A 15487-nucleotide genomic window follows, 5' to 3' on the forward strand; every position below is an offset into this window, starting at 1 on the left:
CCCCTACTCTATTAAAGCTGTTGATTGATATAACTCATCATTTCGTCAACGGCCGAAATTACTTTTGAGTTCATTTCGTAAATACGCTGAGTTTCGATTAGATTTACGAGCTCTTCAGTTACATTTACGTTTGATGTTTCGAGCGAGCCTTGAATAATGCTACCTAACCCTTCAACACCAGGATTACCTTGTACCGGCGCACCACTTACAGCGGTTTCGGTATAAAGATTTTGACCGATTGGCTCAAGACCCGACGGATTAATAAAATCACTAATAGTAAGCTGACCAATGACCACGTTATCGGCTTGGCCTGCAACACGCACAGATACTTCACCGTCTTGCGAAACCGTAATTGATTGCGCGTCATCAGGTACATTCATTTCTGGCTGAATAACGTAACCTGCGCCCGATGTTACAATGCGTCCATCGCCATCGGTAGTAAACTGACCATTGCGCGAGTAAGCAATATTGCCATCTGGTTGCAGTACTTCAAAAAAACCTTCACCAGAAATCATCCAATCTAGTGAGTTTTCGGTGGTTAGCATGTTGCCTTGCGTAAACTCTTTTTGGTTAGCTACAACTTTAGCTCCCGCACCTAACATTAAGCCCGATGGCATTTCGGTATCTTGCGATGAACGACCACCTGGTTGATTAATATTTTGATAAAGTAAATCTTCAAATATAGCGCGGCTTTTTTTGTAACCTACGGTACTCGCATTCGCTAAATTATTTGAGATAACCGATATATCGGTTTGTTGAGCGTCTAGCCCAGTTTTACTGATCCACAATGCTGGATTCATAATCGTGTCCTCATTTTAAAGTTAAACTATGCGTAATAACTGATCTTGACGCTCGTCAATTTCTTCAGCTGTTTTCATTAATTTCACTTGTAATTCAAATTGGCGCTGGTGGCTTATCATGTCGACCATTTCGTGAACAGGGTTCACATTAGACATTTCAAGCGAACCACTTAAAACTTTTACATTGGCAGAGGTATCTACTGTTACATTTGCTTTTGGTCTAAATAAACCATCGTTACCTTTTTCGAGCTGTGAGCTATTTGCTTCTACTACTCTAAGCGTGTCTATTTCTTCTAAAAAGTTAGCTGGAGCGCCTTGTGGTCGAACTTGAATAGCGCCATCTTGGCTAAACCCTATTTTTTCGACTGGGACAGGTAAAATAACAGGTCCCCCTTCGCCAATAACTTGACGACCATGACTGGTTACGAGCATGCCTTGAGCAGTAACGTTTAACGTACCCACTTTTGTGTAAGCTTCATTACCGGAGGCATCTTGCACAGCAAGCCATGCGTTATCGCTCATCGCGATATCTAAGTCTCGCCCGGTTTGAACAATGCCACCCGATACCATGTTAGAACCCGGACGCTCTTGCATTGAAAATACTCGTGTAGGCAAACCTTCGCCAAACGCTTGCATAGAACGCGCCTGCGCAAAGTCAGCTTTAAAACCCGTTGTATTTGCATTTGCCAAATTATTGGCTTTTAAAGCAAGCCCTTGTAGGCTTTGCTTAGCGCCAGAGGCCGCAATGTAGACCATTTTGTCCATAGTATCGACTCACATAAAAAATCTCTGAACTTACAAATGCAAAATAGATGCCAGATTAAATTTGACGCAACATTGAGAGGTATTTAGAAGGGCTTGCAAAGAGGACTTATAAAAAAGGCTGCAAAAATGCAGCCTAATATATTTAATAGGGTTTAGCTTATCGAATCTGCAAAATACTTTGCTGAATAGTTGAGTTAACTTCAAGCGCACGTGAGTTTGCTTGGTAATTACGCTGTGCAGTAATTAAGTCTACAAGCTCGTTTGTAAGGTTAGTATTTGATTGCTCAAGTGCTGATGAGTTTATCGATCCTAAAGTACCTGATCCTGGCTCACCTGCAATGGGATCACCAGATGTTAAACTTTTTTTCCAAGCAGTATCACCTACTTGCTGTAAGCCTTGTGAGTTAGAAAAGCGTACCATAGCAACTTGACCTAAAAAAGTTGAGTCACCATTACTGTAAGACGCAACTACCTTACCATCAGTACCAATGTCAATCCCGGCTAAACGGCCAACGGTAGCGCCATCTTGCTCAAGTGCTTTTACTTCAAAGTTACCTGCAAACTGGGTAGGTACTTTATTACTTGTTCCCGCTTCATCACGCCAACTGACTGACACTTTATCAGGAAAACTTGCACCATTAGTTAAAAGAGAAGTCAAACCTGTAGTCGCATCAGAAGCTAGGTCTATATCAGGGAACGTTATAGCTGGTAATTCAACATCAGGCAAACCTGCTGATGTAAATTCAAAAGTATCTATAGGGGTATGTGAACCTGCGACTGTTTCAACTCCATCTGTCCCAAAATTTTTCCCGTCTAAAGTTGCGTAAACGTCCCATTCGTTTGGTGTATTTTCTGGGTCTTGCTTTACAAAGAACAGCTGTAAAACATGTGGCTCACCTAATGAGTCATACACTGTAGTTGATGTAGAACTATTATAAGAAGCACTTGTATTTGAATCGAAAGTATCAACTGTGGGTTGAGTTTCTCGTGAATCTAAGTTAAATGATGAATACACTTTACTTGTTGCGCGAGGAGAACCAGACGAATCCGGTATTTGTAATGGTGATGAAGTACTCAAACTTACTGATGTAGTGGCACCTGTAGCTTCATCAACAGGGAAACCTTGTAAAAAATTACCTTTAGCATCTACTACAAAATTATCTTCATTTAATTTGAATGCACCTGCACGAGTATATGAAAAATCTTGAGAACCTAAGTCTTCACTCATCGCGAAATAACCTTCACCAGTGATCGCTAAATCAAGTGAGTTATTTGTAAATTGCAGTGAGCCTTGATGAAACTGCTGTGCAACCATAGCGGTTTGAACACCATCACCATTTTTAGTTTTACCAGAGCTAAATACTGACGATGCATACACATCAGCAAACTCAGCGCGCGACTCTTTAAAACCTGTTGTATTCACGTTTGCAATATTATTTGCAGTTACGTCTAAATCTTTTTGTGCGGCAGCTAGGCCGGTTAATGCAATATTGAAGCTCATAGTTCACCTCTAACCTGTTAATCTGTGGCCTGCTGGCAGGCAAGAAATATTAAATTTGTTACGCAATCTCTGCAATGTCGGTTAACCTAACCGCACCTTCTTTGGTGTTAACAATGATGCCGCTTGATCCGTTAATGTTTACACTTTCAATATTTTTGAAAGTTGCAATAGGCAAGCTAGAAAACTGACCATTGGTACTACCTTGTGCCGATAACGTGTATTCGCCTTCAGGTAAACGCTCACCGCTTTCATTATTACCATCCCAAACAAAGCGAACAGCGCCGGCAGCCTGGGAACCCATATCAATTGTTCTCACTAACTGTCCAGAAGCATCAGTTACACTAAGCGTTAAGCTTTCAACTGCACTTTCGGCAACGATAGACCCTTTAGCATCACCTGATTCATTTAAATCGACAGTATTTGACTCAAGTAAAGCCTGCTTACCTACAAGCGTTGAAGCTTGCAGGGCTGAGTTCGATGTCATCGAAGTAGCCAACGTATCAAAATTTGAATTCAAATCACTAATACCTTGAGCCATTGTGAAGCTCGTCATTTGTGCAATCATTTGATCGTTATCCGCAGGGTTGCTGGGATCTTGAAACGATAATTGCTGAGTTAACAAAGAGAAAAAATCTTCTTGTGTTAACGCATCACTCTCATTGTCGCTGGTCGCTACTTGCGATTCTTGCCAGCGCAGAGAATCTAAATAGGATGAAGATGTACTAATATCGTTACTCATAACCTACCCTCAGTTACCGCTGCCCTAGCAACAGTGTTTTACTTAGCATTTGCTTTGCTGCATCAGCAACTTGCACGTTTGTTTGGTAAGAACGAGAGGCAGAAATCATATTTGCCATCTCCTCTACAACATTAACGTTGGGTTTATAGATATAGCCATTTTCATCCGCACTTGGATGGTTTGGGTTATATTCAATTTGTAATGGCGCATCGCTTTCAACAATGCCCAAAACTTTAACACCAACTGCGGAGCCCTGCTGGTTACTTGCTGATGCTGAAGCTTTTGTTAGCTCAGCCGCAAATACAGGTTGGCGCGCTCGGTACGTTTTGTCTTGAGATGAACTAATGGTATTCGCATTAGAAATATTACTAGCTGTGGTATTTAAGCGAACATTTTGTGCGCTCATACCCGAACCTGCAATATCGAAAACATTATATAAACTCATAATTTTTATCCTTGACTACCGAGAGCTTTATTCAGACCTTTGAATCTGCCGCTTAAAAATTGCAAGCTGGCCTGATACTCCATAGCATTCTGTGTATACAAGTTTCGTTCCACTTGTATATCAACCGAGTTACCATCGCCTGTATCTGATTGATTTGGCAGACGAAATGATTCAGAGCTGCCCATACTATGAGTACCTCCACCAATGTGTTTATCATTAGTTCTTACCATAGTATTGCCGCTTTGCTGGGTTGACCTTGCCGCTTTTAAAGCTGAGGCAAAGTCTATATCTTTTGCTTTATAGCCAGGCGTATCAGCGTTAGCTATATTAGTTGCAATTAATTCTGCTCGCTGTGAACGTATCAACATGGCTTGCGGATGCACACCTAATGCTTTATCAAAACTGATAGCCATAACCTTCTCCAAAAAATTGACTTACCCATGAATAAAGCAAAAAATAAGCCATTAATATTAGGAAGTGTTATATTTTTATAAGGTTATGTATCTAAATAGAAAAACGACGCTGGGGGCGTCGTTTTAGGGAAATGGATTAACTTAGTTATTTCTTTTGGTAAATGATACCGGGGTTGCATCTAACCATATCGAACTCAGTACTTAAGCCAGTCAAGGACTCTGACGCTCCTAAAAATAAGTACCCTTTTGGGTTTAATGCTTGTGCAAACTGATTAATAATTTTAGCTTTTATTTCAGGCGCAAAGTAAATAAGTACATTACGGCAAAAAATAATATCAAATTTGCCCATTAACGCGTAAGAATCAAGCAAATTCAGGTGCCTAAAACTAACTTGTTTTTTTATTGTATCGTTTACTTGTGCCATACCATTGCCGCTGTCTTTAAAAAACTTTTTACGACGCTCTGCAGATAACCCTCTGGCAAGTGCAAGCGCGTCATATTCTGCATTTTTACACATATCAAGCATGGTATTAGATATGTCGGTACCAATAATTTGTGCACCCATACGAAGCACACCAGGTTGCTTAGTATTAAATTCAGCTACTGACATAGCTATTGAATAGGGTTCTTGTCCTGATGAGCTGGCAGCAGACCAAATTTTTAAAGGCCTCCTTAAGTCTTTAAACTCAGGAAAAAGCTTATTTTGGAGCAACTCAAATGGGTATTGATCTCTAAACCACAACGTTTCGTTTGTGGTCATTGCATCAACTACAGCGGCTCTTAATTGCCGCTCGTGAGGCCCAAGTGTTTTACTAACCAACTCCGATAAAGATCCCACATTAAATCGAGTCATTAACGGAGCAAGTCGGCTTTTAACTAAATACTGTTTATTTTCACCTAAAACAATGCCGCATTGCTGCTCTAAAAACGAACGAAACTGGTCGTATTCACTTTGCTGCAAATCTTTATTATTCAAGTTAGTAGCACCTATTTTTGTTAATCACAATGAACCCACTTTTTAACCGCTGTTGCTAATTCGTCTGGGTTAAATTTAGCAATAAAGTCATCTGCCCCGACTTTTTCAATCATCGCTTGGTTAAAAACACCACTCAGAGAGGTATGCAAAATAACATGCAAAGGTGCAAGTTTGGGATCTGCTTTTATTTCAGCTGTTAAGGTATAGCCGTCCATTTCTGGCATTTCAACGTCTGAGATAAGTAACGCTACTCGCTCAGTAATATCGTTTTTACAATCAAGCTCTGCTATTTCTTTTAATCTTATAAGTGCTTCTTTACCATTTTTGGCAAGCTCTGTTTGCACGCCTAACGGCTCTAGGGCACGTTTAACTTGATTACGCGCAACAGCAGAGTCGTCTGCTATAAATACGATACGTTCGCCTAAATCTTTTTGAATATCGCCACTTTGTGCAACTTCAGCACTTACTTCTGTGTTCACTGGGCAAATTTCGTTGAGAATTTTTTCTACATCGAGAATTTCGACTAATTCATTTTCGATTTCGGTCACTGCTGTTAAGTATGAATAACGTCCGGCACCTGATGGCGGTGGCATTATTTTTTCCCAATTCATATTTACAATACGTTCAACTCCGCCCACTAAAAACCCTTGCACAGAGCGATTGTATTCAGCAATGATTATGAAGCTGTCTTTAATGTTGTCGATTGGGCGCCCACCTACAGCCATTGATAAATCAATAACCGAAATGGTTTGACCACGAATATGTGCAACACCACGAATATACGGATTAGATTTTGGCATGCTTGTTAGTGGAGGGCATTGCAGCACTTCTCTCACTTTAAATACATTAATACCAAAACGCTGACGCCCTCTGAGCTTAAATAAAAGTAATTCTAGGCGGTTCTGCCCAACCAACTGTGTGCGTTGGTTTACTGAGTCTAAAATGCCTGCCATTCAAATCTCCTAAAGAAAACAAATAATACGGAACGATAATTGCTTTCTATTTATAAAGCTACATAACATCGCGGGTGCGTCTACTTTTTGACGCAAAATATTTATACCCTGTTTGAAACCATAAGCATAGTCGAAACATTATGAGTTTGTTAAAAAAAATCAGAAGATACAGTGTTTTTTATTTTGTTACTAGCTTGTGCTTTGTATTCCCTTTGCAAGCTAAAGTGTTTAGTAAAGATTTATTACAAGACATGGCCGTTGCTTATATAGCTAAGCAGATTGGTACATTGCAAAATACTAATACTCAATTAAGTGCACTGCCTTTAGATAGTCGCATTCCTGATCGTGTCTGTAATACTGAGCTTGAATTATCAACATCCGATGAGCCACCATTTAACCGCCAAGTAACCTTACAAGCCAAGTGCAATGATGCGCAAACGTGGGCTCAATACGTTCATGTAAGAGTTGTTGAAATGGCTCCAGTTGTTGTTGCTACTGCTAATTTAACCCGCGGTGAAGTAATAACTAAATCGCATTTAAGTATTGAAATGAAACCAACTCACTTTGTACGCATACAGTACTTAGATGACCCCACAATGCTAATAGGCAGCAGAAGTAAACGAAATATTAGAAGTGGTATGCCAGTATTACTAAACCAAATTTGTATGGTGTGTAAAGGTGACTCTGTTAATATTTACGCTAACCTTAGAGGTCTTAGAATTAAAACCACAGGTATTGCTTTAGAAGACGGTACTTTGGGCGAACAGATACAAATAAAAAACAAAAAATCAGGTAAAGTTTTAAATGCGCGAGTAGATGGTGTAGAGTCTGTTCAGGTGAATATTTAATTTAGATTTATACTAAAGTATCCTACGTATATGCCGATAACATGGCATAAGTTGGGTAATATACGGGTTTATTATTATGGTTAATCAAGTTAATGGCAGTAATCAACAAGCTAATGCGTTAACAAATGCAAAGCAACAACAAGTTGATTTAAAAAAAGATAACGCAAATACACAAGCGACGCAGACTCCTTCGCCTAAAGCAGCAAGTGACTCTGTAAGCTTGACGCCGCAAGCGCAGCAATTAAAAACGCTTCAAGATAAAGCACAGCAATCGTCTGGCTTTGATAGCGATAAAGTTGCTGAGCTTAAAAAAGCAATAACCGAAGGTAAATATCAAGTGGACAGTGAAAAGCTTGCTAAAAACTTAGCTGATTTTGAGTTTAACGTGTATGGCTGATCATAATAGTTTAATTAGCGTAAAACTAAACCAACAAGTAAGTTGTTTAGATTCTTTGCATACGCTATTAAACGATGAGCTTACTGCTATTGCTTCACGACGTGGTGCTGGTTTAAAAGAAATTACCCAACAAAAAATGTCTTTTTTAACTAAGCTAAGCACTTTAGATAAAGAGCTAAGTAAGCTTATTGCCAGTAACGACTCACAAAACCCTGAAATATCTGAGCTAATAAGCCAAGTTAAAACTCAACTTGCGCAATGCCAAAAACAAAATAATGTTAATGCTCATGCTGCCCGCCAAGCGCAACTAAGTGTTAAACAATTAAAAGAGATATTAATTGGCGCACCAACGTCAATGACCTACGACCAAGCCGGTAAATCTGTAAATACCGAGAGTAAACTGGTTCGTAATTTAAAAGCTTAAGCCCAAAATTTTACATTAAAAAAGCCTTATTGATTTATCAATAAGGCTTTTTTAATGTCCTTTGTTCTTAAATTTCGTTATAAATAATATCCATTTGCTTAATAATGTAAGCCCCCTTAAAAATAATTAAGAAGGCTTTATTGAGATTAAATATCCGTTTGATTATTACTACTTTCAATTAAGTGTTTAATCATCTCTTCCGATTGATTTTGTACATCAACCGCAGGTGCTGCTGCATCAATGCTTCCCCCACTTTGAGCTGGAGTATAAGCAATTGCAGAGCCTTCATCCTCAACCAGTGTATTTAGCGCTATAAGCTGCTCTGCATCTTCATCAATGATTACGTCATTAATATTAAGTGGCTCCGCCGAACTTACTTGCACAGTTTGCTCAGGTGCTGATAGACCACTCAAGTTACCTAAATCAATCGTTTCAGTGCTTAATACATTGTTGCTTGAAACTTCATTAGGGGTTGTATCGCCTAAAGCCAACTCTTCGCTAAATGATGCAGGGATTGTGTCGCCGGAAGCAGCGCTTACTCCACTATCGTAAATGTTGCCTGACTCTATAAATACATCATTTCCATTTTTAACGTGGTAATTACCAGCTTCGTCCACAGTATAGAAATACGTGTTTTCAAGGCCTGTACCCAGTAAACCTAAAGCATTCAGATCTAAGTTGGTAGAGTCCCAATTACCTTGAGCATCTACAACTGCATATGGCGCTGAAGTTAATGCTAAATCAATGCCTAAAACTAATGAGTCGAGAATATAGACCTTACTTCCCTCACCGCCATCAGATGTCCCTTCGTAGCCAACCAATATCCCTATACCCAATAAATTAAGTAAGTACTCAGGTTCTACTGTAAAGTTGATCGGTGTAGTATCAATAACCAATCCAGATAAACTACCGCTTGATGTTGTATTACTTGATGCATCAGTTGCGACAGCTGTTACAGTATAAGCCCCATCAGCTAACTCCGTATCCGGTGAAGCACTCCATTCACCGGATGCGTTAGCAGTTACTTGTTTAGTGACTACTGTTGCACCGCTAAAGGTGACTAATATAGTTTCACCTGCGCCAGCAGTCCCTGTAACAAGCGGATTTTGATCTGCGGTTAGCTCTAACCCCGAGTCAATTGTAATACCTGAGTCAATTGCGCTACTTGATGATTGCGTACCTGTATTACCTGCGCTATCAGCAATGCTTACATCTACGCTGTAATTACCCTCAGGAAGTACTTGTGTAGAGGTCACGCTCCAAGTTCCATCAGGCCCAACTGTTGTTTGAACATTATGAGTGGCACCAGCTGAATCAGTAAACATAACTATAACATTTTGTCCTGCAAAGCTTCCAGTTACTGACCCCGTAACAGTAGGTGTTGTATCTTGCCCTACCAATATTGGATCTATGACTACAGTTGGCGCTGTGTAGTCTGTGCTTGACACCATTGTATCGCTTGATGAGTTACCCGCAGCATCACTCACTGTCGCAGTAGCACTAAAACCACCTTCACTAAGCGCGCTGGTAGCTGTTACAGACCATGTGCCATTGCCTGCAACTTGAGCGGTAATAGTTTGTGAATCGTTATTATCATCAGTAATAACAACACTCACATTTGTACCTGCTGGTGCATCACTTATACCTGTTATAGTCGGTAGCGGGTTATTGGTTACAGTTAATTGATCAACTTCAACTGTTGGTGGTGTTAAATCAATTATTCCACCAAGACTTGTAGAGCTTGAAAGCCCTAAGTCTTCAACTGTAGCACTTACAGTAAAGGCGCCTTCAGCTAATGGTGTTGTAGGTATTAGAGTCCATTCACCGGCAATGGCTGTGGTGTTATATGTCGTTGCTGTACCGCTACTATCGGTAATAACTACCTGTACATCACCTGCTAATACATCCGTGGTACCTGTAATCGTAGGCGTTGTATCGCTTGTATCAATTATTGGGTTTATCAACAAACTTGGCAAGGTTGTACTGACAGTACCTATTTGATTTACAGTGGTTGTATTACCAGCGCTATCGGTACTTATGGCCTCAACTGTAATTTCTCCTTCAGGTAATAAAGAAGCAATGACAGACCAAGTGCCATCTCCTAAAACAGTAGTAGTAACTGTTTGTACTGCGGCTGTTGAGTCAGTGATATTTACAGTAATTAAACTCCCTACTTCCTCATCGCTAGAGCCTGTAATTGTTGGTGTTAGAGTATTAAGTACTCCGAACGCATCTATTTCTAACGCTGGTGGAATGGTGTCTATAGTTACTTGTTCAATGGCTGACTGCCCAGTATTACCTGCGGCATCAGTAATACTCGCATACACATCATAAACACCATCAGATAAGCTGGTGGTTACTAGAGACCAAGTACCATTACTACCAACTACAGCATCAAATACTGTTTCATCACCATTGCTACCAATAACAGTTACGTCAATGTCTGTACCTTCAGGCTCTTCCGATGTGCCTGAAATAGTTAATAAATCGGTATCGCTAATGCTCAGTGGTAAAATTCCAACTACTGGTACTAGCGTATCAACGACGAATTCAAGCGTATCAGTTACTACATTACCTGCTTCGTCTGTAATACTCACATTAGCAACGTGCTGCCCTTCAGTTAGTGCATCTACCTCGAGTGAAAATAACCCAGCTGCATTAACCGTAGTGGTTAAAACTGAACCACCATCAAGTTGTATTTCAACAACACCATTAATTAAATCACTGGTACCTTGGATAATTGGCGTGGAGTCTGATGTTGTGCCAATAACCTCTAAGCCAAGTGTTGGCGATATTGTATCCACCACTGCGGTAAGTAGTTGCGTGGTAGTAATACCGACTTCACTTAACACGTCAACTGTTACGCTGAATGTACCTTCAGCCAATGATTGAGGAACCTGCACAGCCCACGTATTATCGGCTTGCACTATAGCCGTAAGCTCTTGTACTACATTTTCGCTATCTACCACTCTCACTAGCACTTCGGTGCCTGGGGCTTGGTCGGTCGTACCGCTAATTATCGGCAAATCTCCCTGGCCAGTAGTAAAGTCAACTACCGCATTAAGTAATGGCGTTGAAGCATCTACATCAGCCGTAGTTATAGTGGTGGTGTTACCCGCTTCATCGGTTGCAGAGGCTTCAACAACCGATAAGCCAATAATATTAACCGCTAGGCCTAATAACACCCAATCGCCATTGGCATCGGTGGTTACATCGTAAGTTAAGTTAGCCAAATCACCTGCTAATTCTAAATTAACAGTGACTGTTTTACCTTCACCTAAATCAGAAGTACCAGATAAAGAAACCAATTGACCTAATAGGAACGAAGGCACAATAGTAAGCTCTGGCCCTACTGTATCTACTTCGCCACCCGTTTTACTATCAACAGAGGTATTCCCTGCGCTATCAGTAATCGTTGCCGTAACACTGTAGCCCCCTTCTGCTAATTCGTTATCTGCAGCGGCTTGCCAGTCACCATTTTCATCCGTTTGTACGGTAATTTGATGAGAAACTCCAGCTGAGTCAGTAAACGTAACTATAACGTTTGTATTTGGCTCGTTTGATGTGCCATTAATTAATGGCGTGCTGTCTTGGGTGAGTATTAATGAACTTTGATCAATACTAATTTCGGGAGCAATTGTATCAATGGTTGCTGTATTTGTTGCATCCCCGGTATTACCCGCGCTGTCAGTAACAAATACTTCAACTGAATAATCTCCTTGTGATAGAGAGCTAGTTGCCTCTACAGACCATACACCACCCGTTTGAACTGTTGTATTTACAGTATGCTTATTCCCGAGTGCATCGGTAAATATCACAGCAACTGCATCACCTACCATGGCTCCTGTCACGTTCCCTGAAATACTTGGAGTTAGATCGGTACTTCCAACAATATCGTTAATAGTCACAACAGGTGCTGTTATATCAACTTCCCCTGTAATACTTGTGTTTACAGGATTACCTGCAGTATCTGTTGTTGAAGCTAAAACCGTGTAAGTGCCCTCGCTCAACTCTGTACTTACAGCGACTGACCATGTGCCATTTGCACCAACAGTAGCATTAACCGTTTGCTCGACACCTAAGCTATCTGTAATTAAAATAGCGACTATGGCGCCTTGTGGAGCTGTAGTTGTGCCTGAAATTGTTGGCGTTGTATCATTTGAAATTGTAAGCGGTGTAATATTAAGGGCTGGTGGAGTTAAATCGATAACACCGCTACCTGTTGTATTACTCGTTAAGCCTCCTTCAGTTACACTTGCCGAAACAGTAAATTCACCTTCAGGTAGAATATCTGTCGCATCAACACTCCACACCCCACCTACCACAGTTGTAGTTACAGTATGTGAAACGTTATTAACATCAGTTATGACAACCGTGATTTCTGTATTATCTGCCGCACTACTTGTGCCTGATATTGCTGGTGTTTGATCGTTTGTATCAGCAATTGTATTAATATTAATTGTAGGCGCATTGGTATTTAACATTGCGGTACTATTTGCAACTGATTCATTCCCTGCGGCATCAGTAACACTTGCAGAAACTGTAACTTCACCATCAGTCAGTGCATCTGTAATATCTACAGTCCAAGCACCACCTGCACCAACAACAGTTGTATAAGTCTCGGTACTATCTCCATCGGTCACAGTTACTGTAATACTCGTGTTTTCAGGTTCATTGGATGTGCCTGAAATAGTTGGCGTGCTGTCATTAATTGTACCTAATGCGTTTATAGTAATACTTGGTGCTTGAGTATCAATAAAGCTCGAGCCTGTATCCACTCCTTGATTGCCAGCATCATCGGTAATACTTACCTCTACATCATAATTGCCATTTGGCAAGCTTGGCGCCGTAACTTGCCAATCGCCGTTAGCATCAACTATTGCGGTTAAAGTATGTATATCACCGTTGTTATCTGTAATAACTATATCGACCACCGTATCCTGTGGTTCAGTTGAAGTACCATTTATAACTGGTGTCTCAGTGTTAAATACAGTTATGTCATTAAGTACAATAACAGGTACTTGGGTATCAATTGTTAAATCAATAGCCGTGCTGCTGGTATTATTAGCATCATCGGTAACACTTACTTGAGCCGTATAATCACCATCAACAAGTGCTACGGGGACATCTACTTGCCAATTGCCATCAGTACCCACTGTTGCTGTTAGTGTTTGACCGCCGATAAGGATGGTTACATCAGCACCAATCTCATTACTCGTGCCTGAAATTGTAGGGGTTGTATCTATTGTCACGTTAACTTCGTTCACAATTAATGTAGGAGCAACGCTATCTATTTCACCTTGAGCCTGCTGCGTTGTTAAATTACCAACACTGTCTCTAACCTCTGCAACAACAGTGTATTGACCTTGCGCTAGCTCTGCTGGTACATCTGCTGACCAACTGCCATCGGCTTGAACAATCGCAGTAAACTCTTGGCTTTGCCCTGCACTATCGGTGACAGTCACATCAATTACAGTGCCTTGCCCCATATCGGTGGTTCCGCTAATTACTGGCGTACTGTCATTAGATAAAGCATCAACACTAACGGTTAGTTCTGGCGCTACGTTATCAAAATCAAGTGTATTGATTGTTCTTACATTACCGGCGGCATCCGTTGCACTGGCAGTCACATAGGCAAGGTTTAGTAATGGTACTGTTATGTTTGCAAGCCCCCACGTACCATCAGGATTTGTTGTCGCTGTATAAGTTGCACCAACTAATCCCCCAACTAGGTACTCTGTAATAGTGATTACAGAGCCTCCCGGTAAATCAGAATCCCCCGAAAGAGAAACTAAATTACCTAATAAAAACGATGGAATAATTTCAAGATCCGGAGCGGTTATATCCACTTCGCCAGTGTCAGTGCCGGTGCCTGTGTTGCCTGCCGCATCGGTAATGCTGGCGCTGACGCTGTAATTACCTTCGGCTAATGTACCTGTTGGTGTCGCACTCCAGTTACCATTGGCATCGGTTTGTACATCAATGCTTTGAGTCGCATTTGCTGCATCTGTAAACGTCACCGTGATGGTGCTGTTAGGTGCATCACTAGTGCCTGTCACTGTGGGCGTGCTGTCGTTTGTTAATACTGGCGCATCTACACTCACACTTGGTGCTGTNATCGCCGCTTGGCGTTGCACTCCAGTTACCACTTGCATCGGTTTGTACATCAATGCTTTGAGTGGCATTTGCTGCATCTGTAAACGTCACCGTGATGGTGCTGTTAGGTGCATCACTAGTGCCTGTCACTGTGGGCGTGCTGTCGTTTGTTAATACTGGCGCATCTACACTCACACTTGGTGCTGTGGTATCAATGGTGCCGTTGCCGGTAATATCGGTGCTGTTACCTGCCACATCGCTAATACTTGCTTCGATGCTATATGGTCCTTCTGCCAGTGCAGTCGGTACTTCCACTGAGAAGTTGCCATCGGCATCCACCGTGGTGGTGAACGTTTGTGTATTGCCTTGATCGTCCACAACCGTGAAGTTAATAACCGTGCCTTCAACGGCATCACTTGTGCCACTGAGTGTCGGGGTGATGTCATTACTTGAGCCTGGGCTGGTAAGTACAAGTGTCGGTGCAGTGATGTCTATTTCACCTGCGCCTGTGGCAGTGGCTTCGTTGCCTGCGGCATCGCTCACACTGGCGCTCACTGTAAAGGTGCCTTCAGCCAGCACTTGCGTGGCAGCTACGCTCCATGTGCCATTAACCCCTAATGTGGTCGTTACGGTATGAGTAATATTATTACTGTCGGTGATTTCAACGCTCACGGTGCTGCCTTGTGGCGCATTCGCTGTGCCGGTGATCGTAGGTGTTGTGTCATCAGTCACTGTTACATCATTTACGGCAATATTAGGAATGGTCGTATCCACTACACCATTTTCTGTTGCTGTACTTGTATTGCCGCTTCCATCTGTAACACTCGCTTCAACTTCATAACTGCCTTCAGCTAAGTCAACAGGAGCTTCAACACTCCAGATACCGTCTGTAACAGTTGTTTGTACCGTGTTTGTTATGTCATTACTGTCCGTGAAGCTGACGGTGATAATAGTGCCATTTGCTGCACTGCTGGTACCGCTCACATTCGGCGTTGTATCATTTGTATCCATTAATGCATCAATATTAATACTCGGTGCATTGGTATCCAATGTTGCGCCTTCACTTAACGTGGTGGTATTGCCTGCACTGTCACTGACGCTTGCTTCGATAGTGAGTGGACCATCAGTTA

The 15487-nt window shown here is 41.5% G+C and carries 13 protein-coding genes; 3 read left to right on the plus strand and 10 right to left on the minus strand.

What is annotated here, in order from left to right; genetic code table 11:
- Positions 1-11: 11 nt before the first annotated feature.
- The 8 genes from flgG to I6F44_RS14570 all read right to left on the minus strand — a co-directional run bounded on the left by flgG (position 12) and on the right by I6F44_RS14570 (position 6592).
- A complete protein-coding gene (gene flgG, locus I6F44_RS14535) occupies positions 12-800 on the minus strand; it encodes a flagellar basal-body rod protein FlgG (RefSeq protein ID WP_002959420.1) in 789 nt (262 codons plus the stop codon).
- Between the two features lie 21 nt (positions 801-821).
- The gene (locus I6F44_RS14540) at positions 822-1565 is read right to left on the minus strand and encodes a flagellar basal body rod protein FlgF (RefSeq protein ID WP_007581863.1); all 744 of its coding nucleotides are present in this window, start codon (positions 1563-1565) and stop codon (positions 822-824) included.
- 157 nt (positions 1566-1722) lie between these two features.
- Positions 1723-3066 carry a flagellar hook protein FlgE gene (gene flgE, locus I6F44_RS14545; RefSeq protein ID WP_121953510.1) on the minus strand — a complete coding sequence of 448 codons (1344 nt, stop codon included), beginning with the start codon at positions 3064-3066 and terminating at the stop codon, positions 1723-1725.
- Between the two features lie 58 nt (positions 3067-3124).
- Positions 3125-3805, minus strand: a complete 681-nt coding sequence (locus I6F44_RS14550; protein WP_121953509.1) for a flagellar hook assembly protein FlgD — start codon at positions 3803-3805, stop codon at positions 3125-3127.
- Positions 3806-3818: 13 nt separating this feature from the next.
- A complete protein-coding gene (gene flgC / locus I6F44_RS14555; protein ID WP_010553247.1) occupies positions 3819-4250 on the minus strand; it encodes a flagellar basal body rod protein FlgC in 432 nt (143 codons plus the stop codon).
- Positions 4251-4255: 5 nt separating this feature from the next.
- Entirely contained in the window at positions 4256-4663 is a 408-nt protein-coding gene (gene flgB / locus I6F44_RS14560) for a flagellar basal body rod protein FlgB (protein ID WP_010553246.1), read from the minus strand.
- 145 nt (positions 4664-4808) lie between these two features.
- Positions 4809-5639 carry a CheR family methyltransferase gene (locus I6F44_RS14565; RefSeq protein WP_007581859.1) on the minus strand — a complete coding sequence of 277 codons (831 nt, stop codon included), beginning with the start codon at positions 5637-5639 and terminating at the stop codon, positions 4809-4811.
- Between the two features lie 20 nt (positions 5640-5659).
- Positions 5660-6592 (minus strand): chemotaxis protein CheV, encoded by a 933-nt coding sequence (locus I6F44_RS14570; protein WP_007581858.1) that lies wholly within the window; start codon positions 6590-6592, stop codon positions 5660-5662.
- 140 nt (positions 6593-6732) lie between these two features.
- Here I6F44_RS14570 and flgA point away from each other — a divergent pair, with 140 nt between their 5' ends.
- The 3 genes from flgA (at position 6733) to I6F44_RS14585 (ending at position 8261) form a co-directional block, all read left to right on the plus strand.
- Complete coding sequence (gene flgA, locus I6F44_RS14575) at positions 6733-7440, plus strand: flagellar basal body P-ring formation chaperone FlgA (RefSeq protein ID WP_007581857.1); 708 nt, start codon at positions 6733-6735, stop codon at positions 7438-7440.
- Between the two features lie 76 nt (positions 7441-7516).
- Positions 7517-7837 carry a flagellar biosynthesis anti-sigma factor FlgM gene (gene flgM / locus I6F44_RS14580; RefSeq protein ID WP_007581856.1) on the plus strand — a complete coding sequence of 107 codons (321 nt, stop codon included), beginning with the start codon at positions 7517-7519 and terminating at the stop codon, positions 7835-7837.
- The gene (locus tag I6F44_RS14585) at positions 7830-8261 is read left to right on the plus strand and encodes a flagella synthesis protein FlgN (protein ID WP_024592769.1); all 432 of its coding nucleotides are present in this window, start codon (positions 7830-7832) and stop codon (positions 8259-8261) included. Before flgM ends, I6F44_RS14585 begins: the two co-directional genes overlap by 8 nt.
- A 146-nt stretch (positions 8262-8407) precedes the next feature.
- Here the strand turns inward: I6F44_RS14585 and I6F44_RS19640 are convergent, their stop codons facing one another.
- Both I6F44_RS19640 and I6F44_RS14625 read right to left on the minus strand, forming a co-directional pair.
- Positions 8408-14416, minus strand: coding sequence for an Ig-like domain-containing protein (locus I6F44_RS19640; protein ID WP_231612854.1), 6009 nt, complete (start codon positions 14414-14416; stop codon positions 8408-8410).
- Positions 14307-15368 (minus strand): Ig-like domain-containing protein, encoded by a 1062-nt coding sequence (locus I6F44_RS14625; RefSeq protein WP_442960268.1) that lies wholly within the window; start codon positions 15366-15368, stop codon positions 14307-14309. The genes I6F44_RS19640 and I6F44_RS14625 overlap by 110 nt, the downstream gene beginning before the upstream one ends.
- Positions 15369-15487 lie beyond the last annotated feature (119 nt).

The sequence above is a fragment of the Pseudoalteromonas sp. NZS11_1 genome, assembly GCF_015864275.1.
GTDB lineage: Bacteria > Pseudomonadota > Gammaproteobacteria > Enterobacterales > Alteromonadaceae > Pseudoalteromonas > Pseudoalteromonas arctica.